The following is a 20,807-nucleotide window of genomic DNA, read 5'->3' on the forward strand; positions in this document are numbered from 1 at the left end:
TGTTGGCTCCTTTTTAAGGTGATTTTTGGTGGTGATAACCAAACAGGGACCCGGGACAAGTCCCCAGGTCCCTGTTCAAACGCTCCTATTAAGCGCGTCACACGGTCTTTACCGCGTAATGTTTTGTCGAATTTCAGACTTCATGAACAACCGCGTCGTGTCATATTCGATGTCGGAAATCATTTCTTCGAACATCCGGAACCCGTCTTGTTGGTATTCAACCAACGGGTTCAATTGACCGTAACCCCGTAAGCCGATGGATTGTCGTAACTGGTCCATCGCATCGATGTGGTCGGTCCAGTGCGAATCTACGACCCGCAACAGCACGACCTTTTCAAATTCAAGCATTTGTGCGGGATCGTAAAGTTGCTTGGACTTATCATCGTAAACTTTATTGGCTAAGTCCATGAAGAAGTCCACGATTTCATCCGCGGTTTTGTCCTTCAAACCAGCCAGGCTGATTTGGTCGGGCGAAACCATCGCTGAAATCCCGAAGTCGAGCAAGGTATCCAAATCCCAATCAGCTTGGTCACCCTGTGTATGCAAGCTAACGACCCGGCTGACGGTCCGCTTGATCATCGGCATCAAGACCCATTTCAGGGACTTTTCTTCCTGGATGACTTGGTTCCGTTCACCGTAGATGACGTTCCGTTGTTGCCGCATCACGTCATCGTATTGCAAGACGTTCTTCCGGGAATCATAGTTGTTCCCTTCAACCCGCTTTTGCGCAGATTCCACCTGCTTGGTGATCATCCGGCTACGGATAACGGCGTCTTCGCCGTCAACGTTCATCCGTTGTAAGAAGTCTTTGACCCGGTCAGAACCGAACCGCCGCATCAAGTCATCTTCCAGCGACAGGTAGAACTGGGTCAGACCCGGGTCACCCTGCCGACCAGAACGGCCCCGCAGCTGGTTATCAATCCGCCGGGACTCGTGCCGTTCCGTCCCAATCACGGCTAAACCACCTAATTCAACCACGCCGGGTCCGAGCTTGATATCGGTCCCCCGTCCAGCCATGTTGGTGGCAATGGTGACGGCGCCCCGTTGACCGGCGTTTTGAATAATATCGGCTTCACGCGCATGGTTCTTGGCGTTTAAGACCACATGCGGAATCTTTTCTTGGTCTAAGCGTTGCGACAGGTATTCGGACGTTTCCACGGCCACGGTCCCGATTAACATCGGTTGGCCCTTCTTATGAAGCGCCGCGATTTCCTTGACAACGGCGTCAAACTTAGCTTCCAAAGTCGGGTACAACACATCCGGATGGTCAACCCGCACGACCGGTTTGTTGGTCGGCACGGAGATGACTTCCATGTTGTAGATTTCCCGGAATTCCTCGGCTTCGGTCTTGGCCGTCCCGGTCATCCCGGCTAACTTACTGTACATCCGGAACAAGTTTTGGTACGTGATGTTGGCCATGGTCTTGGTCTCTTCTTGAATCTCGACGCCTTCCTTGGCTTCAATGGCTTGGTGCAGCCCATCGGAGTACCGCCGGCCTTCCATGACCCGGCCAGTAAAGGAATCAACGATCAAGACTTCGCCGTCTTGAACCACGTAGTCTTTATCCCGCAACATGATAAAGTTCGCCCGTAAGGCTTGGTCCATGTGGTGGGTCAACGCGGTGTTGTCCGTGTCGTATAAGTTCTTCAAATTAAAGTATTTTTCGGCCTTTTCAATCCCGGTATCCGTCAAGGACACGGTCTTGGATTCCAGGTCGATCTTAAAGTCTTCCTTTTCGTGCAAGGTCTTAGCGAACCGGTCGACCCGTTTGTAGAGCTGACTAGTTCCTTCGGATTGCCCCGAAATGATCAACGGCGTCCGGGCTTCATCAATCAAGATGGAGTCCACTTCGTCGACGATGGCGAAGTTTAGTGGCCGTTGCACCATATCTTCTTTGTAGACCACCATGTTGTCCCGCAGGTAATCGAACCCGATTTCCCCGTTGGTGGAATACGTGATGTCAGCGTTATAAGCTTCCCGCTTTTCATCTGGCGTCTTTTCGGCGGAGTTCAACCCAACGGATAAGCCCATCCAGTTGTACAGTTCACCCATTTCCGTGGCGTCCCGTGCGGACAGGTATTCGTTGACCGTGACCACGTGGACCCCTTTGCCTGCTAAGGCGTTCAGGTACACGGGCATGGTCGCCGTCAAGGTCTTCCCTTCACCAGTCTTCATTTCGGCGATGTTACCTTCGTGAAGCACGATTCCCCCCATGATTTGAACATGGAATGGGTACAAGCCGAGGACCCGGCGCGCACCTTCACGACAAGCCGCAAAAGCCTCAGGCAATAAATCATCCAAGGTTTCCCCGTCTTGATACCGCTTTTGAAATTCGGGCGTTTTGGCCTTCAAATCTTCGTCTGAAAGCTTTGCGTACTCGTCAGCGTAAGCACCCACTTGGTCCGCTAACTTACTGAGGCGTCGTAAAGTTCGTCGATCACTTTCGACCCATTTTTTTAAAATGTTTGCCATGTGAGAATTCCCTTCAGTACTGCGTTTTAATTAGTCTATTTAAAATTACCCATTGTTTTGCAATAAATCAACCTACATTTTAACACTATCCCCCCCAAGATGAAACTCTCCACTTCGGTTCGCAAAGCCTGAACCGCTTTCATTTGCGATTTGCCAGTTTAAATTTAACAAATGCCGAACGGTTGGGTGACGGGACAGTTAATTAGTTGATTTATAATTTCGTTACCCGACTAAAAAAGCCCGGGCAGGCTCCCAGGCTTGATACCATTTCACGTTAATCTAGTCTTCATCGTTGGCTTCAATCAAGCCGTAGCGACCATCATTACGCCGGTAAACGATGCTGACACCATTCGTTTCAGCGTCTTGATAGATGAAGAAGTTGTGTCCCAACATATCCATCTGGAGAATGGCTTCTTCATTATCCATCGGCTTCAAAGACAACCGCTTCGTGCGGACCACTTCGAAATCATTGCCATTGGCCGATTGGTCGTCTTCGGATGTTGCTTCTGGTGCAAAGTCTAAGTTCTTATAGCCCTTTTCACGGGACTTACGGTTAACTTTGGTCTTGTACTTACGGATTTGGCGTTCCAATTTGTCGGTCACCAAATCGACGCTGGCGTACAAGTCTGGTGAGGTCTCCTCCGCTCTTAAGGTCAAGTATGGGAGTGGGATTGTTACTTCAACCTTCGCGTTCTTGTTTTGGTAAACCTTCAGGTTGATATGCGCAATTGCCTCGACGTTGTTGTCGAAATACTTTTCTAACTTGCTGATTCGCTTCTCAACGTAATCCCGTATTGCGTCAGTAACTTCGATGTTTTCACCACGAATATTAAATGTGAGCATAAAACTTCTCTCCCTTCAGCCAAGAGATCGCTTGGCTTGCTTAGCACACGAAGGACCACTCTTCTGCAGTGCTTTGCTTACTTTCATTATAAAGGAAAGCGCTACGATAGACAATTATTCTGCCGGACAAAAATGAACGTCAGCGCGCTAGAGTCAGGCTAGTAACCGCTTTCGCACCCCCTAAATAAATTTGCGCTGCGGCGTGCCGGATGGTCCGCCCCGTCGTATAGACATCATCCAGTAGCAATACCCGGCGATTCGCCAGCACCGTAGCGGCCTACGGGACCAACTCAAATGGTTGTGGCATGGCCAGGCGTTCGCGGCGTGTCTTACTGGACTGGGGTCGGGGCTTGCGGGCAGGGGGTACGGTCAAGACCGATTGGAAAGGTTGGTCCGTTAACCAACCGGTCACTTGATTAAACCCGCGCGTCTGCCAGGTCGTTGCGGTAATCGGAATTGGCACCAATACGTCATACTCTATTTGAGCTAATGCGCGCCGTAAATAGGGCTGCATAACCAATCGTAATCGATAATCCCCCTGAAATTTATACTGTTGCATGTAGGCCTTTATCGCCTCATCGTACGGAAAGATGGCCTGGTTATGCCACTCATCAGCCCACCGGGCACAATCTGGACAGACGGTCGCCGTGGCCTGTTGACGGCCACATTGCGGACACTGCGGCGCGTGTAGCGGCTGTAACCGCTGCGCACAGGTCGTGCACAACTTAGGAGGCACGATGACTTGCCACCGTAGCAATATCCGCAACGTTACTGGCACTTTTACAACGGCCTGACACCATAGACAGGTTGCCATTACGACCGTCCCCCTAACCGTTTCCCCCGCCGATTCAACTCGCGAATCATGTGCTGAGCGTGGTAGATTTCCCGGGTTAAGCTTTGACAATAACACCAAACGTCACCGGTCGGATAGTCGCGATGGCGCCCCACTCGACCAGCAATCTGGACCAGTGCCGCAGTCGAAAAGACCGGGTCATCCCCACCCAAGATCACCACGAACACGGCGGGAAACGTGACCCCACGCTCTAGAATCGTAGTGGTGATAAGGCATTGTCCCTGACCATCCCGAAAGGCTTGGACCTTGGCCTGGCGGTCGGGGTCGGCGGCATGCACGGTCACGCCTTCGGGTAACCCCGCTTGCCGGAGTGCCCGGGCCACTAACCGCAAATCGCTCACCCGCGGCACGAAGAATAAGTATCGTTGGCCCGTCTGCGCATAGGCACGTAATTGCCGCAACACTTTAGGGGGCAACCCGTGGCGCACTAACCGGGTCCGCCCGCCCCCACTAGCTTAGTCCGCAACGGTGGTAAGAGGTGCCCGTGGTACCGCAGCGGCAGATAAGTCACCGCTAGTTGATGGCGTTTCAGTTTCCGCTGCAGGTCTGGTCCTGGGGTCGCCGTTAAATATAGGTGACATCCCGCGGGTTTTTGGGCCTGGACAATGGCGCGTTGAAGCATCGGGCTGGTTGCTAACGGAAAAGCGTCAACTTCGTCCACCACGATCCAATCGAAGGCGGCCTCGAACCGCAGCAGTTGGTGCGTGGTGCAAATAGTCAGTTGGCAGTACCGGTATGGCGCGGGTTGTCCCCCATACAAGACGGTCTGGGGCACCGCAGCAAACGCTTGGGCCAACCGTGGCGCCAGCTCCAAACACACATCGACACGCGGTGACGTCCACGCTACCCGCCATCCCCGTTGTAACGCCCACGCCAGTGCCGGGTACACCATCTCGGTCTTCCCCGCCCCAGTGACCGCCCACAACAATTGGTCACGTTGCGCCTGAACTAACCGGCAAACGGCTAAGGCAGCTTGATGCTGTTGCTCACTTAACGTCCCCGCCCAACTCAAAGGCGAATCCGACCATTTCAAAAACTGATTGGGTTCCGGAATAGTGTATAATTTAGTATGCTTAGTCAATCGCCCCAGGTTCAGACAGTGCCGACAATACGGTACGCCGTGTGGCAAGCAATCTTGCGGTGCGACCCACTGGTGACACCGCTGACACTGCCAGTGCCCGTTGACCAACTGTAACGCCGGTTTCCCCGTGGCCTCCGGGGGCGCTTGGGTGAGTGGCACGCGACGACCAAATAACTGAGTTTTATCCATAACTGACCATCCTTTCAGGTTATCCTGAAGGTAGGTCCGTAGGTCGCCAACGAAATTTTGAAGAAGGGTGTTCACATGGAAACAGACTATTTAACCGTAAAAGCTGCTGGTAAGCATGAACTGGAAAGCAAGAAGTCGCGTTTTATTGCCGATCTCGGCCGGGTCACGACCGAAGCCGAAGCTCAGGCGTTCTTAAACGACGTCATCGCCAGAGAACCCAAGGCCACTCACCATTGTTGGGCCTATGTCTTGGGTGACCACGACTATATCCAACGGGAAAGTGACAACGGCGAGCCCTCCGGGACGGCTGGCGTTCCCATCTTGACGGTCCTCCAACGCAACCACCTGCGCAACACGATTGCCGTGGTCACCCGTTACTTTGGTGGCATCAAGCTAGGTGCCGGAGGCCTCATTCGGGCTTATAGCAACGCCACGTCCACCGGAATCGAAGCCGTGGGCGTCGTGAAGCGCGTTCAGCAACGGGCCGTGCAGATCACCGTTAATTACCCGCACTACGACCAGCTGACCCACTACCTTGAAGAAAATCACCTCATTGTCTTACAGACCCTTTACACTCAAGTGGTCCAGATTACCATCGGCGTCGATTTAGCTGCCGTCGAGGCGACGACTCAAGCCCTCACCGACCTGCTGAACGACCGGTTAGACATCAAGCTGGGAGACGTAGCCTATCATGAGGTCCCTGTCGAAATCCATGCCAGCAGTCGCGATGATGCTTAATACCATAATTGACCAACCAAAAAGTCCCCCACAATCCTTGATGATTGCGCGGGACTTTTTGGTTGGACCCCTAGTGGTCCATTAAACTTTCAATCCGAAGTTTTTGACGTAAACTGTTTCACGATATGCTTAATCCAGTGCAATAGCGGTTGACGATTCGACCCAACCAGACCGATGGCTTCCACGAAGAGCTCTAGCCCCACCAGGATGGCCACGGTCAATAGGACCGAGCCCCAAATCGTCGACAACGGGTAAAGTAAGGCGATGAACGAAAAAATCAACGCAATCCCGTAGATGACCAACACCGTCTGGCGGTGCGTCAATCCCAATTGCATCAAGCGGTGGTGCAAATGGTGTTTATCCGCATGCGAAATGGGTTGCTTGTTTAGAATCCGGCGAATCATCGCGTAGACCGTATCCGTAATCGGAACCCCCAAGATGATGACCGGGCTGATAACGGAGATGAAGGTGACGTTCTTTAACCCGTACAACGAGAAGCAGGCAATCATAAACCCGATGAATTGTGCGCCCGTATCCCCTAAATAAATCCGCGCTGGGAAAAAATTATAGGGCAAAAAGCCAACCATGGCGGCGACCAACGCAAAAATCATGATGGCGACCCAGGTGTTGGCCACGTTCAAGAAGAACAGCCCGGTAATCCCGGTCGTGGTCAAGGCAATGATAGACACCCCGGTGGCCAACCCATCCAGTCCGTCAATCAGGTTGATGGCATTAATGATCGCCACAATCCAAAGCAACGTAATGGGCAACGCCAAGAGCCCCAGGTGCCAGGTTCCCACAAACGGTAACGTCAGATAACGCATCCGCACTTCGGCCACGAAGTAAACTTCTAAGGCCGCCAGTAATTGCCCAAGCACTTTTTGATGGGGCTTGAGTTCAAAGACGTCATCGATCATCCCCTCAGCCACGATAATGCACTCCCCGCCAAACAGTCCCCACAGCTGATGAGTCGGCATTTGGTCCCGGAGTAAAAACATGGTGGAAAAGGTAAACGCAATAAAGATGGCCAACCCACCTAAGGTCGGCATGGCCACTTTGTTAACCCGACGTTGATTGGGCTTATCTACCGCCCCAATTTTAAACGCCAAGCGCCGAATAAACGGCGTTAGAATCGCGGAGATGATCATGGTAGCAAATAAGCTAACAATAATCTCAAATTTCATAACTGTCCTCTTTCTATTCTTAATAGCCAAGCTTAGCGCGGTATCCGCGCCGCTAGCTGGCGTCCCGTTTATCCCCGGGAACGTCCCCGTTGACCGCTAAACATGCGGTTCATGGCCATGACCCAAGTCCAGTCTGGAAGCCACCATGGGCTACCCTTCCCAGACCATTCCCACTCAGGTGGCCTTTTGCTAATTATACAAAGCCATGAAATCAAACACAACCGCCAGTTTAAATTGAAATAAACCAGTTCGGGTTAGTTCGGTCACCTAAACTCGCTTCACAAAATGAGGCACTGTCAAAAAATGACGGTGACGTGGCCACTTAGCTAATTCTCCCTAGTGATGGTTAGCTTCTCAGTTGTTTTAAATAGCAACTGTTTTGCCTCATAGCCATTATAAGTATTTTAGCTTGTACTTGAAAACTAAAATTCATATAATGGGCTTATGGAGTCGGCGAAGACTGCCGGCGTCCTTTCATGGCTCCAGAAGTGTATCAAACGCTTTGTGAAATTATTATATTTTGTTCGGTTCAGCTTAGCTGAATTAGAAGGGAGATTTTTTTATTGGCTACTCAAAATAAAGTCACACCAACTGACAGCCCGCAACCGACGCCTATCCTCATTCAAATGGGAATCTTCGCAGCGGTCCTCTTTGTTTCTAGTCTGATTTCACCGCTGTTTCCCGCATCGTTTCCTGTGCCAACGCCTGTTATTGGGCTGATTTTACTTTACCTGTTACTCGCAACCCACATCGTCAAACTGCATAACGTCGAAAAATTTGGCGATTTCATGATCAGTTTGATTGCCTTTCTGTTCGTGCCCTCCGGAATCCAATTAGCCGCTAACCTCGATATTTTACGGACTGAAGGGGTCCAGATTGTCTTAGTGACCCTGATTGCCACGATTATTCTCTTGGTTGTCGTAGCTTACACGACCGCTGGGTTCATCTGGTTGGCCAAGCACGTCTTCCACGTCAATACGACCGTCGACAACTAATTGCCCACCATTTTTTTGAAAGGATGATATCATGATTAGTTTAGCTGTAACACCGCACATGGCGGTCTGGGGCAAGTGGTTGAGCGACGCGCTTGGCACGACTGCCACCGGGGCCAGTGCCGGTAACGCCATTTTTGGAATCTTCTTGTCCCTGGTCGTTTACCTCATTGGCCAGTGGCTTTTCAAGATTGGCAAGGGCTTCTTCTTGTTCCAGCCCCTCTTCGTTGGGATGGTCCTTGGGATCTTCATTCTTTTTCTGTTGGCCAAGGCATTCGGGACCACGACTGCGGTCTTCTATAAATCCGCATACCTCCCGGGAGGTAACATTATCTTTTGGTTCTTGAATCCAGCCACGATTGCCTTCGCCATTCCGCTTTATCGGCGGAACGACATCGTCAAACGTTTCTGGCCGGTCATCTTGCTCTCATTGATTGTGGGCCTGTTCATTTCTTTGGTCATCATCTACTGGGTCGCCAAGCTTTTCGGCCTCAACAATGCGGGTATCGCATCGATGCTGCCACAAGCCGCCACGACTGCCATTGCCATGCCAATCTCTACGGCTATTGGGGGCAACGCCGCGATTACGGCGATGGCCTGCATTTTAAACGCCGTCATCATTTACGCCTTGGGTGATTGGCTGGTCAAGTTCTTCCGCATCAACCACGACCCCATCGGTGCCGGCTTAGGGTTAGGAACCGCCGGGCACACCGTGGGCTCCGCTAAGGCACTTCAATTAGGATCCATTCAAGGGTCAATGGCCTCCATCGCGGTGGTCATCATCTCCATCGTGGTCGACCTGGTCGTCCCTGCCTTTGCGTCCTTCATGGGCTTACATTAACTTCTAACCTTTGAAAATCGGCTTGATAGCAACTAAACGAGCGGATGCTATTACAGCCACTGAATAACTTAAAAGTGCACCGCCTTTAAACGGAAAATCCGTTTAAGGGCGGTGCACTTTAGCATTTTATCGCCGTCTCATTGTTCGTCACTATTTGAAAAATATATTAATCCCGAAATAAACGATGACCAGACCAATGATGGGAGTCAACCATTGGTTCAAATGGACCAGTTTAAACTTTCGCAAGACAATTGGCGTACCGACCGCCCCAATCACTGAACCGACCATCAAGGTCAACCCGGCACTCCAGGCAATCGACCCAGTAAATAAGTGACTGATCACCCCAACTAACGCCATCACGCTAATGACGTACGTCGACGTCCCAGCAGCTTGCATCGCGGGTAGCCCCAAGATCGACAGCCCCGCCGGTGGGACCACCACCAGTCAGACCGCCGATACCGACCATCAGGCCACTCAAGAAACCCAGACCGATAGCCACACCAAAGCGCGATTTACCCGCCAGGGTCTTGGCGCGGTGGCGTAAGCTTCGAATCACCACGATGGCCCCCATGACCATCAAAATGGTCCCGACGACCCAGTCATAGATTTTCGCAGGAATGAACGGTGCCACCCCAGTCCCTAAAAGGATGCCGGGCAACGAAGCTAGAATCATTCGGTTCCCCAGGTCGTAGTGGATGTTATGAATCCGCATCTGAACCGCACACCCAAAGACCAGTGCCGGAATCGCCACGACTAACGAGGTCGGCGCGGCCACGGCGGTCGACATTCCCAGCTCACTGGTCAAGACCCCCAGGTATAACGCGGCGCCACCGCCACCCATGATACTGATAAAGATTCCAATTAATAGTCCATAAAAGACAATTAACATTCCTGAGACGCCCCTTTTCACGGTTTAAGTACACCCCTCTATTTAAGTGGAACTGGTTCCACTTGTCAAGCCTCACCGAAAAGTGTAGGTTAGACGTAACTGATCATCGAGGAGGACTCATCATGCGCGCCGATGCCCGTGCCAACCAACAAAAAATTTTGACCACCGCTAACCGGCTGTTTGCGGAGCAAGGAGTCGCCAACGTGGGGATGAAACAACTGGCCCACGAGGCTCACATCGGGGTCGGGACTTTATACCGTAACTACCCCAGCAAGGGCGCCCTGTGCGTCGCCCTCATCCGTGACCGAATGCAGCACTACGTTGACCAGGCCAATGCTTACCTCGACACCACGACCGACCGGCCAGAAAAGCAACTGACTGTGATCTTGCAGGGCTACCTCGACGTGCGGGTGGCTCACGAAGGCTTCTTCACCATCATTGAAAATGAGACCACCCCGCTGGGCTTCACCCAACTCCTACAAACACCCATCTACCGCAACCGCATCGACCTGTTGATTCGGTTCCTGCGGCGCAACCAACCGGCGAGCTCCGAACAGTATTTGTGCTTTCAAGCCGACATGGTCGCCGCCATGCTCCGTAGCCGGGTCTACGCTTTCGAACGCCATCAACGACACCTGAGCAACCAAGACTTGCTCCACGCGATTCTACGTCTATTGACGGGCAAAACTCAGCAGTAGCCTGCAAGTCAACCTAAAAAATGAGCTTCCCCAATACTGGAGAAGCTCATTTTGCGTTTCATTCCTGCTAACTAGAATGAAACTACTCTTTTAAGTGATAATTATAAGTTGAAACGATGATGTTTTCCCGAGAGTTCAAGACGGTCCGCAAGCGTAACGCCGTTTGGTTATGCAGAACATTTTGCCATGGGTGCCGCGGGACAAACTGCGGGACCAAGACCGTCGTGGTAAAGTTCCGTTCAGTCGCCCGTTTAGCGATGACGTCACAGAACCGCAACGTTGGCGTCGCAATCGACCGGTAAGACGAGTGAATATCCACGAAGCGGATATCGGGGAATTCAGCCTTGAATTCCAAGGCTGTCTTGTGTTCCTTTTTGGGATTCTCGTCAAACGACACGTGCATCGCAATCACGTAGTCTCCAATGGAACGCGCGTAATTGATGGCGCCACTCGTTACCCGGGTGATGTTGCTGACCAGGACAATGACCGTGGCCCCATCGTACTCGTGGACCACCGACTTAGTCTTGGCTTCTACCCGTAACTGCCGAGCAACGTTGATGTAATGCTGATGAATCCGATAGAACATCATCAATAATAATGGCATGATGATTAGGTATGGCCAAACGTTCCCGAAATGCAAGAACAGTAAGAAGATAACCAGAATTAGTGAGATCAACGCCCCTAACAGGTTGATAGCGGCTTTACCCAGCCACCAGCCTTCTCGGACCCGGAACCAGTGAATAATCATCCCGGATTGGGACAAAGTAAACGGGACGAAGACCCCAACCGCATACAGCGGAATCAGTAAGGTCGTTTGCCCGTGGAAGATGAAAATCAACACGATGGCCCCAACGGCTAACGAAATGATTCCATTGGAATAGCCTAAGCGATCCCCACGGTCCAGATAAGCGTGTGGGAGAAATTTGTCTTTAGCCAAATTGTAAGCCAAAATGGGAAAGGCCGAGAACCCGGTGTTGGCCGCGACCGCTAAAATCAAAGCCGTAGACAGTTGCAGCAGGTAGTACAGCACCCCGTGGCCAAAGACGCCAGTGGCGATTTGGGAAAGGACGGTCTGACTCGATTCCGGTCGAATCCCCATGTAGTAACTCAAGTAGGTAATCCCGGCAAAGAAGATGGCCAAGATTCCAGCCATAATCGCCAGCGTCGTCGCCGCATTATGCCGCTTCGGGGCCTTAAAGTTCGGCACCGCGTTACTGATGGCTTCGACCCCGGTCAGAGAAGATGACCCAGAGGAGAAAGCCCGAAAGAACAGTAGCAGCGTCATGCCTTGCACCGGCGCACCTAGTCCGGCAGCAGCATGGTAAGTCACTTGACCCGTCGCGATGTTGTATAAGCCAACCCCGACCATGACTAGAATCATGACGATGAAGAAATACACTGGAATGGTCAAAAAGGCCGCTGATTCGCGCATCCCCCGTAGGTTCAATAACATAATCCCAATCACAATCAGGACGGATACTAACACCGAATACGGGGACAACGCCGGAATCGCCGACGTGATGGCCTCGGTCCCAGAAGTGGTCGAAACGGCCACGGTCAACATGTAATCAACCAGTAATGATCCCCCGGCGACCAGCCCCGCGTTTTGGCCCCAATCGGTGGTCGCAACCACGTAGGCCCCCCCGCCGGAAGGATATGCCCGGATAATCTGCTGATAAGAAAGCGTGATGGCAAATAACAGTACTAAAACCAAAGCGGCAACCCAGAGTTGGTACATCAGGGCTGCAGCGGATAAGGTAATTAAGACTGTGGTAATTTGCTCAGTACCATAAGCCACGGAAGATAGCGCATCAGACGACAGTAACGCTAAAGCTTTAAACTTAGTTAGCGCCTGGCCGCCTTCGTCCATGGTTTTGAGGGGTTTCCCAATTAAAACCCGCTTTAAATAATGCCACATGACTATTTACTCCTTATCTCCACGAAATAATGATTGAAACCCCGGCCAGAGACCGGAAAACACCACTCGCTTTTGCGAATGCAAACGTCATTCTACTACATCTAGGTCCACATTACCACAATTCTTCGCATTAACAACCCGCAATTTTACCGCCCCGAAGCCCCTCGCCGCCACCCGCTGCTTTCACTCCTAGGTACTCGTTGCCCGTCAACTTGTTTACCGGCTTAGCGATCCACCCATTTATCGGCGCCACCGCACACAAAAAAGCCCGGACCGAGGTCCAGGCTTGATAACACATTACTAATTTAATTGAGCTTACATCATACCGCCCATGCCGGGTTGTGCGGCTGGAGCAGCAGGTGCTGGGTTCTTTTCTGGCTTGTCCGCAACCACCGCTTCGGTCGTCAGCAACAAGGCAGAAACAGAAGCAGCGTTTTGCAGGGCAGAACGGGTGACCTTGGTTGGGTCGGTAATGCCGGCAGCAACCATGTCTTCGTACTTACCGTTGGCGGCGTTGTAACCAATACCTGGCTTTTCGCCCTTTAAGTGTTCAACGACAACGGAGCCTTCAACACCAGCGTTTTGCGCGATTTGGCGAACGGGTTCTTCCAGAGCGCGGAGCACGATGTTGGCCCCCGTCTGTTCGTCGCCTTCAGCTTCAACGGCGGCGACATCCTTGATGACGTTGATCAAGGAAGTCCCCCCACCAGCAACGAAGCCTTCTTCAACGGCGGCACGGGTCGCGTTCAAGGCGTCTTCAATCCGGTACTTGCGTTCCTTCAATTCGGTTTCAGTAGCAGCACCGACCCGAACGACAGCAACCCCACCGGCTAACTTCGCCAAACGTTCCTTCAGCTTGTCACGGTCGAAATCAGAAGTCGTGTCAGCGATTTGACCCTTGATTTCATCAACCCGAGCGGAGATTTGGTCCTTAGAACCAGAACCTTCAACAATCGTGGTGTTGTCCTTCGTGACGTTGACCTTTTGAGCTTGGCCTAATTGATCGATGGTCGTGTCCTTTAAGTTCAGGCCTAAGTCATCGGTGATGACAGTCCCACCAGTCAGAACGGCGATGTCTTGGAGTTGAGCCTTCCGGCGGTCACCAAAGCCAGGGGCCTTAACAGCAACCACGTTGAAGGTTCCGCGCATCTTGTTCAAGACCAACGTTGGCAAAGCTTCACCAGTGATGTCATCGGCGATGATCAACAGGGAACGGCTTTGTTCAACGACGGATTGTAATAATGGTAAGATGTCTTGGATGTTCCCAATCTTCTTATCCGTGATTAAGATGTATGGGTTGTCCAGGTTAGCTTCCATCTTGTCGTTGTCGGTGACCATGTATTGAGACATGTAGCCACGGTCGAATTGCATCCCTTCAACCACGTCCAGGCTGGTTTCAACCCCACGGGATTCTTCAATGGTGATGACCCCATCGTTACCAACCTTTTCCATGGCGTCAGCAATCAAGGAACCAGTTTCCTTGCTGGCAGAAGAAATCGAGGCGATTTGGGCGATGTCGTCCTTGGTCTTCACATCGTGAGACATCTTGTGCAGGCCCTTAACGGCAGCGGCCGTTGCCTTTTCGATCCCGCGACGGATGCCAACTGGGTTGGCACCGGCCGTGACGTTCTTCATGCCTTCGTTAACGATGGCTTGGGTCAAAACCGTGGCCGTCGTAGTCCCGTCACCAGCGATATCGTTGGTCTTGGAAGCAACTTCGGAAACCAGCTTAGCGCCCATGTTTTCAAAGTGGTCGTCTAATTCGATGGCCTTAGCGATGGTAACCCCATCGTTCGTGATGGTCGGGTTACCGTAACTTTGTTCCAGCACCACGTTGCGACCCTTAGGCCCTAAGGTGGTCTTGACCGTGTCAGCTAACTTGTCGACACCGGTTAACATTGCGCTACGTGCATCTTCAGAAAATTTCAATTCTTTAGCCATTATTCTCGTTCACCTCATATAGATTTTTTTAAATGAATTTTTAAATCAATCGTGGGGAAAGTCTTAGTCGATAACCGCAACTAAGTCCTTTTCGTGTAAAACAAGGTAAGTCTGGTCTTGGTACTTAACTTCCGTACCCGCATACTTATCGAATAAAACCTTGTCGCCAACTTTGACGCTTGGCGCAACCTTATCGCCATTGTCTAACACCCGGCCGTCGCCGACTGCGACAACGTTAGCCGTTTGCGGCTTTTCTTGCGCGTTACTTGCTAACACAATGCCGCCAACCGTTTCTTCTTGCTCTTCTGGTTGGTCTAAAATGACGCGGTCTCCTAATGGTTTTAACACTTGAATCCCTCCAATGAACTTACTATTAACATTAGTTTTTAGCACTGTTAGCACTTGACTAACATAAGTGCTAATCACAGTTTCTAATATATGAGTTTTCGTTTTAAAAATCAAGGAATTTAGCAAACTTTCTAAGGCGGCCCAACCAGTTGCACCCAATAACACCGTGTCGCCCCGGGCTTCTCGCCATTAGCGTACCAAAAAGGCGCTGGGACCGTGGTCCCAGCGCCATTCTCACCAATTCATCCTGCCTCTAGCATTTAAGGGGCGCAATTAGTCAGTTAAACGTGACGTTTTAAAGCCCTTAGGCTTCCTTTTGGTTGTAGTGTTCCAAAAAGTAGATCAGGGTCTGCAGTTCGTTGGTCAAGTCCACGTTTTGCACCCGAACGCCCTTCGGCACCGTAATCCGCAGTGGCGTGAAGTTCAAGATTCCTTTGATGCCACCCGCCACAGCTTCATTCGTCACTTCTTGGGCGACATCGGAAGGAATGGTCAAGATAGCGACCTGAATTTGCTGTTCCTCGAGTTGCGTCCGCAAATCAGACATCGGGTAAATCGGGACCCCACTTTGAATGGTGTTCGCAATTTCTTCATTGATATCAAACGCCGCACTGATCCGGACGTTACTGTCCTGGTGAAAGTTAAAGTTCAAGAGGGCGTGGCCCAAATTCCCGACCCCGATCAAGGCGACACTAGTCAGTCGGTCTTGGTTCAAGATCTTGCGGAAAAACTTAATCAAACTCTCGACGTCGTATCCGTAACCACGTTTCCCTAACGCTCCAAAGTAGGAAAAGTCCCGCCGAATCGTGGCGGAATCCACCTTTACTGCCTCGGAAAGTTCCGTGGACGAAACCCGCGTCTTATCCGCGTCCAAAAGAATATTCAAGTAGCGATAGTAAATCGGCAACCGTTTCGCCGTCGCGCGTGGAATTTTTTGTTCTGTCAAAGCATGTTACCTCCTAATCAATTCTTGCCGGTCATCGCTTGATAAGATTTCGTCACGATAACTTACAAACCTAACTTATAGTCTAATTGTGAAACCTGATTTCCTATAGATTATAGCATATCAGCCCATCTTGTGAAAGAATTTGCAAATATTTTTCAAATTCCTTCACAATCTGCATTTGTGCATAACGAGCCTAATTATTTCACAAGCCCGCCCAAAACGCAATTTTATTTCTCATATTTCTCACAAACTAGTTTACGGGGCAAAATTGTAGCGGTCGCTTCTACCCGTTGCTTCCCTCCATTCCCCCCTAGACAATATTTCGGCTTAACTGCACAATATGCTAAAATGAAGGTTATTAATGAAAGTCATACCGAAAAGGAGGTTGGTTTTGTGATTCTCTTACAAGTCCAACAAGTGTCCCGGCGGTTTGGCGCTACCGTGCTGTTTCACGACGTGACTCTCGACGTCAGTGACCACGGCCGGGTAGCGCTCGTCGGACGCAACGGGGCTGGTAAATCCACCCTAATTAAAATGATTGCCGGGGAAACCACCCCCGATGACGGTCAAATCACCCGCAAACGCGGATTGACCGTTGGCTACCAGGCGCAAAACGCCGGGTTAAACTCTACTAAAACTGTTTGGAATGAAATGTTAACCGTCTTCGCCAAGTTACGGGCGATGGAACAAAAAATGCACGACCTGGAAGGCCAAATGAGTGACCCCCAGGTCATTGCTGACGCCGACCAATTGCAGCAGATCACCAAGACCTACGATCAATTGCAACAGGACTTCAGTGACCAAAATGGATACGGCTACCAAGCCGAGATTCGGGGCGTACTCCACGGGTTCGAATTCAACGAAGACTACTATGATAAACCTGTCAGCGAGCTTTCCGGGGGACAACGGACCCAATTGGCCTTAGCCAAGCGCCTACTGGAAAAACCGGACCTCTTGATCTTAGACGAACCCACGAACCACCTCGACGTCGAAACTTTGACCTGGCTAGAAGGCTATTTACAAAGTTACCCCGGCGCCCTACTCGTCGTCTCCCATGACCGGTACTTCCTGGACCACGTGGCAACTGAAGTCTATGACATGTCCCGTGGCAGTCTCAGCCATTATCAAGGTAACTACTCGCACTTTATCGACGAGAAAGCTCAGCGACTCCAGCAAGCCTGGAAGGAATACGACAAGCAACAGACCGAAATCTCCAAGCTCGAAGACTTCGTTAACCGTAACATCGTGCGGGCCTCGACTACCAAGCGGGCCCAGGCCCGGCGCAAACAATTGGAAAAGATGGACCGCTTAGACCGGCCCGAGGGTGACGAAAAGGTCGCGCGTTTCTCCTTTCGTCCCCACCGCCAAAGTGGCAACGTTGTCCTCGACGTGGTCAACGCTGCCGTCGGATACGATGGCCACACCCTATCTTCGCCCATTAACTTGGACATCAAGAAACATCAAGCTATCGCCATCGTGGGGCCCAACGGGGTCGGTAAATCGACACTGCTTAAGACCATCTTAGGCAAGCTACCGGCGTTAAAGGGCCAGATCATTTTTGGCACCGGCGTAGACACCGGCTATTACGACCAAGACCAGGCTAACCTGCATGATAAGAAGACGGTACTTCACGAGCTTTGGGACGACCACCCAACCACGCCGGAGGGCGATATCCGCTCGATTCTGGGCAGTTTCCTGTTTACCGGCTCCGATGTGGACAAGACCGTTCACAGCCTCAGTGGGGGCGAAAAGGCCCGACTTTTGTTAACTAAGCTGGCCCTACGTCACGATAACTTCTTGATGCTTGATGAACCGACCAACCACTTGGATATCGATAGCCGTGAAGTTTTGGAAAACGCCTTAAACGACTTCGATGGGACCATCCTGTTCGTCTCCCATGACCGGTACTTCATCAACCAAATCGCCACGCAGGTAATCGAGTTAAGCCCTAACGGGACGACCCGCTATCTGGGCAACTACGATTACTATGTCTCCAAGAAGGCCGAACAAGATGCCTATGCGGCAAAGGAAGCCGCTGAAGCGGAGGCCGCCCACCCGACCGTCACGGCACCCAAGCAGACGCAGGTCGACTACCAACAACAAAAGGACCGCCAGAAAGCCAAACGCAAGCTTTCCCGGCAGGTCCAAGCCTTAGAAGACCAACTCGGAGACCTAGAAAAAGAGAAGACCCAAATCGAAGAAACTATGAGCCAACCAGAGTCTTTCAACGATGCCGATAAGCTGGCGGATCTTCAGCAACAGCTCGATGTCGTAACTACCAAGCTCGACCAGACCGAAGATGACTGGACCAACAAAAGCCTTGCCTTGGAAGATTTTGACGATGCAACTGATTAATTGACCTATCCTAAATATCCAAAAGGACGCGGAGAATTCTCCGCGTCCTTTTTCAATCAGGTATTCAATTCATGTTACTTCACCGCATCAGCAATCCAGTCGAATTCTAAGCTCGGGTCGGCATTTAGCGTGGCATCCGCAAAAACGCCATGGCGGTAGGCCACGTTGGCAAAGGCACCGATCATCGCAGCATTATCGCCACACAATTTGAGCGGCGCTTTGAGTAAATGCGTGCCGGCAACGTTGGCCAGGTCACGGTCCAAGCGTTCCCGCAAGCCGAGGTTAGCCGCCACCCCACCAGCTAAGATGAGCTGGTGGACCGGGTAATCGTGCAACGCGCGCAACGTCTTTTCAGCCAAAACGTCCACGACGGCTTGTTGGAAACTGGCCGCCAGGTCGTGCTTGTTAAGCGTGTCACCGACCTGGTCCGCGTGGTGAGTGGTGTTGATAAAGGCACTCTTCAACCCGCTAAAGCTAAAGTCGAAGTTGTCGTCGGTCTCCATCGCCCGCGGGAAGTGGAAGGTATCGTGACCCTGGTGGGCCCATTGATCAACTGTTTTGCCGGCTGGGTAGTTCACCCCCATGACCCGGCCAATCTTATCGTAAGCTTCACCGGCCGCATCGTCACGGGTCTCGCCAATGATTTCAAATTCATTTTCGGCGGGCATGTAGACCAGCTCAGTGTGACCCCCAGAAACCAGTAAGGCCATCGCCGGAAATTCGATGGGTTCCACGTACCGGGCCGCATAAATGTGCCCCGCCATGTGGTTGACCGGAATCAGCGGTAGGTTGTGGGCAAACGCCACGGTCTTGGCCGCAGTGACCCCAATCAACAACGCGCCGACCAACCCGGGACCGTACGTTACGGCCACGGCATCGAGGTCGTCGTAAGTCACGTTAGCCTCTTGTAAGGCGTCCTTGATGCACAAGGTCACCTCTTCGATATGGTGGCGACTAGCCACTTCGGGTACGACGCCCCCAAACCGTTGGTGACTCTTGATTTGGGTGGCAACAATGTTGGAGAGAATCCGGTGACCGTCTTCAACGACCGCCACACTGGTTTCATCACAACTCGATTCAAACGCTAGAATTAAATTTCGCTTATCCGTTGGACTCACTCCTTTTGATTATCAATCCCCACTAACTTGAGCAGTCGTCACTGTTCTTCCAAGTTTTCCGTCGTGGCGAGTGGCTTGTCCAAAGTCAACACCATATCCACGGCGTCCTCGTGATCACCGAAGTAGTAACCGCGCTTGATGCCGGTTTGGTGGAAGTTTAAATGATGATAGAGATGTTGGGCCTGTTGGTTCGAGATGCGAACTTCTAGGCTCACGGTCTTATAGTTCAATTGTTGGGCTTTATCGATCATGATATTCAGCAGGAAACGGCCGAGGCCCTTCCCTTGAAAGTCAGGTAAGACGGCAATGTTCGTGATATGGGCGTCTTGCGTCCGGTCATCAAAGGTACAACCGATGAACGCCAATAATTGGTCATTCTTACGTACGACCAAGTAAAGCCGATCACGTTCACGGCGGAGTTCATTGGCAAAAGCCGTCGAATCCCACGGGGCCTTCCCCGCGTACACGGCCCGTTCGATTTCAATCATTTCTGGAATATCGGTAAAGAGCGCCTTGGCGACAAAATAAGTCGCGCCCTTAACCTCGACTTGATGGTTTTTAACCCCCAACGTCTCCTCTCGAATGATTTCCCGATGCGTCCCAAAGACATTTTTATACCAGACTTTAAATTTTTTCAACATAGGATTGGTTAAACTCTTTTGGGTGGTTTGCGCGCCAGTCAGCTTCTGCCTGCGTCAGCCGTAAATAGTTAGGGACGAACCGATCAACATCGGTGACTGGGTCTAGGTGCTGACCTAGTAACCCAATTGTAGCAACTTGCGGCAGATTCAGCCAGCCATTGACCGCGGGTGTCGCGGCCGAAATCGTGGTGTGAATCTGGTCGCTAAAGTGGTCGGCATCGCCTAAGAACCAGATGGGTTCGGCGTACTCTTTAACGGCCGCTAAGAAATCGGTGATGCTAGTGTGCGCGTCAGCAATCACCGGTTGTGGCCCGTTTGCCGTGATCCGGTACAGCCCCGCAAAAACGTTTTGGTTGCGGGCATCGAACATCGGCGCTACCAACGCATTCATGACCGGCACGTTGGCGGCCAACGTGGCTAAGCTGGATACCGCCACTAAGTCGATATTCAACGTAGCTGCCAAGGTCTTAGCCGTAGTCACGGCGATTCGAATCCCAGTATAGGATCCGGGTCCAGCAGCCACCACGACCCGGTCTAAATCACCAGGCGTTAAGTCCGCCATGGCCAGTAACCGTTCAATCTCCGGCAAGAGGTACTCCGCGTGCTTTTGGTGGACCGTCACCGTAATGGTCGCTAATACCGTGTCATCATCTAACACGGCCACACTTAAGGGCCGGTTGGACGTATCAATTGCTAAAACTTTCATGCTTGTCAGGTCCCCCTCGACGAAATTCGCGCAACCAGATAACAAGAGCGGTGC

16 protein-coding genes and 2 pseudogenes are annotated in these 20,807 nt (G+C 51.6%); 5 read left to right on the plus strand and 13 right to left on the minus strand.

What is annotated here, in order from left to right; genetic code table 11:
• Window positions 1–108 precede the first annotated feature (108 nt).
• From secA to DXH47_RS12065, 4 genes and pseudogenes are all read right to left on the minus strand, one after another.
• Complete coding sequence (secA, locus tag DXH47_RS00650) at window positions 109–2,472, minus strand: preprotein translocase subunit SecA (protein WP_129031165.1); 2,364 nt, start codon at window positions 2,470–2,472, stop codon at window positions 109–111.
• Window positions 2,473–2,751: 279 nt separating this feature from the next.
• The gene (hpf, locus tag DXH47_RS00655; RefSeq protein ID WP_129031166.1) at window positions 2,752–3,315 is read right to left on the minus strand and encodes a ribosome hibernation-promoting factor, HPF/YfiA family; all 564 of its coding nucleotides are present in this window, start codon (window positions 3,313–3,315) and stop codon (window positions 2,752–2,754) included.
• A gap of 277 nt (window positions 3,316–3,592) precedes the next feature.
• Complete coding sequence (locus tag DXH47_RS11795) at window positions 3,593–4,129, minus strand: ComF family protein (RefSeq protein ID WP_225423463.1); 537 nt, start codon at window positions 4,127–4,129, stop codon at window positions 3,593–3,595.
• Window positions 4,129–5,438 (minus strand): annotated as a pseudogene (locus DXH47_RS12065) (DEAD/DEAH box helicase). Before DXH47_RS12065 ends, DXH47_RS11795 begins: the two are co-directional and overlap by 1 nt.
• Before the next feature lie 75 nt (window positions 5,439–5,513).
• On the opposite strand from DXH47_RS12065, the gene DXH47_RS00670 reads away from it, so the two are divergent.
• Complete coding sequence (locus tag DXH47_RS00670; RefSeq protein ID WP_129031167.1) at window positions 5,514–6,176, plus strand: YigZ family protein; 663 nt, start codon at window positions 5,514–5,516, stop codon at window positions 6,174–6,176.
• Between the two features lie 89 nt (window positions 6,177–6,265).
• On the opposite strand, the gene DXH47_RS00675 is transcribed toward DXH47_RS00670, so the two are convergent.
• Window positions 6,266–7,360, minus strand: a complete 1,095-nt coding sequence (locus DXH47_RS00675) for a glycosyltransferase family 4 protein (protein WP_129031168.1) — start codon at window positions 7,358–7,360, stop codon at window positions 6,266–6,268.
• 626 nt (window positions 7,361–7,986) lie between these two features.
• Between DXH47_RS00675 and DXH47_RS00680 the strand changes: the two genes are divergently transcribed.
• Window positions 7,987–8,355, plus strand: coding sequence for a CidA/LrgA family protein (locus tag DXH47_RS00680; RefSeq protein ID WP_129031222.1), 369 nt, complete (start codon window positions 7,987–7,989; stop codon window positions 8,353–8,355).
• A 31-nt stretch (window positions 8,356–8,386) separates the two neighbouring features.
• Window positions 8,387–9,193, plus strand: coding sequence for an antiholin-like protein LrgB (gene lrgB / locus DXH47_RS00685; RefSeq protein WP_129031169.1), 807 nt, complete (start codon window positions 8,387–8,389; stop codon window positions 9,191–9,193).
• A 150-nt stretch (window positions 9,194–9,343) separates the two neighbouring features.
• Here the strand turns inward: lrgB and DXH47_RS00690 are convergent.
• A pseudogene (locus DXH47_RS00690) lies at window positions 9,344–10,082 on the minus strand (sulfite exporter TauE/SafE family protein).
• A gap of 122 nt (window positions 10,083–10,204) precedes the next feature.
• Between DXH47_RS00690 and DXH47_RS00695 the strand changes: the two are divergent.
• Window positions 10,205–10,780: a TetR/AcrR family transcriptional regulator gene (locus DXH47_RS00695; RefSeq protein ID WP_129031170.1), complete on the plus strand. Its 576-nt coding sequence runs from the start codon at window positions 10,205–10,207 to the stop codon at window positions 10,778–10,780.
• Window positions 10,781–10,862: 82 nt separating this feature from the next.
• Here the strand turns inward: DXH47_RS00695 and DXH47_RS00700 are convergent, their stop codons facing one another.
• The 4 genes from DXH47_RS00700 to DXH47_RS00715 all read right to left on the minus strand — a co-directional run bounded on the left by DXH47_RS00700 (window position 10,863) and on the right by DXH47_RS00715 (window position 15,933).
• Window positions 10,863–12,698 (minus strand): APC family permease, encoded by a 1,836-nt coding sequence (locus DXH47_RS00700; protein ID WP_129031171.1) that lies wholly within the window; start codon window positions 12,696–12,698, stop codon window positions 10,863–10,865.
• 315 nt (window positions 12,699–13,013) lie between these two features.
• Entirely contained in the window at window positions 13,014–14,639 is a 1,626-nt protein-coding gene (gene groL, locus DXH47_RS00705) for a chaperonin GroEL (protein WP_129031172.1), read from the minus strand.
• 63 nt (window positions 14,640–14,702) lie between these two features.
• Window positions 14,703–14,987, minus strand: coding sequence for a co-chaperone GroES (gene groES, locus DXH47_RS00710; protein ID WP_129031173.1), 285 nt, complete (start codon window positions 14,985–14,987; stop codon window positions 14,703–14,705).
• A 304-nt stretch (window positions 14,988–15,291) separates the two neighbouring features.
• The gene (locus tag DXH47_RS00715) at window positions 15,292–15,933 is read right to left on the minus strand and encodes a redox-sensing transcriptional repressor Rex (protein WP_129031174.1); all 642 of its coding nucleotides are present in this window, start codon (window positions 15,931–15,933) and stop codon (window positions 15,292–15,294) included.
• A gap of 393 nt (window positions 15,934–16,326) precedes the next feature.
• Between DXH47_RS00715 and DXH47_RS00720 the strand changes: the two genes are divergently transcribed.
• A complete protein-coding gene (locus DXH47_RS00720) occupies window positions 16,327–18,288 on the plus strand; it encodes an ABC-F family ATP-binding cassette domain-containing protein (protein WP_129031175.1) in 1,962 nt (653 codons plus the stop codon).
• 74 nt (window positions 18,289–18,362) lie between these two features.
• On the opposite strand, the gene tsaD is transcribed toward DXH47_RS00720, so the two are convergent.
• Genes tsaD through tsaB form a run of 3 tightly spaced genes read right to left on the minus strand, consistent with a single transcriptional unit; the run spans window position 18,363 to window position 20,753 of the window.
• Window positions 18,363–19,406 (minus strand): tRNA (adenosine(37)-N6)-threonylcarbamoyltransferase complex transferase subunit TsaD, encoded by a 1,044-nt coding sequence (gene tsaD / locus DXH47_RS00725; RefSeq protein ID WP_129031176.1) that lies wholly within the window; start codon window positions 19,404–19,406, stop codon window positions 18,363–18,365.
• Window positions 19,407–19,444: 38 nt separating this feature from the next.
• The gene (gene rimI, locus DXH47_RS00730) at window positions 19,445–20,047 is read right to left on the minus strand and encodes a ribosomal protein S18-alanine N-acetyltransferase (RefSeq protein WP_129031177.1); all 603 of its coding nucleotides are present in this window, start codon (window positions 20,045–20,047) and stop codon (window positions 19,445–19,447) included.
• Window positions 20,031–20,753 carry a tRNA (adenosine(37)-N6)-threonylcarbamoyltransferase complex dimerization subunit type 1 TsaB gene (gene tsaB, locus DXH47_RS00735; protein WP_129031178.1) on the minus strand — a complete coding sequence of 241 codons (723 nt, stop codon included), beginning with the start codon at window positions 20,751–20,753 and terminating at the stop codon, window positions 20,031–20,033. The genes rimI and tsaB overlap by 17 nt, the downstream gene beginning before the upstream one ends.
• Between the last annotated feature and the right edge of the window lie 54 nt (window positions 20,754–20,807).

The sequence above is a fragment of the Levilactobacillus suantsaii genome, assembly GCF_004115745.1.
Taxonomy (GTDB): Bacteria; Bacillota; Bacilli; order Lactobacillales; family Lactobacillaceae; genus Levilactobacillus; species Levilactobacillus suantsaii.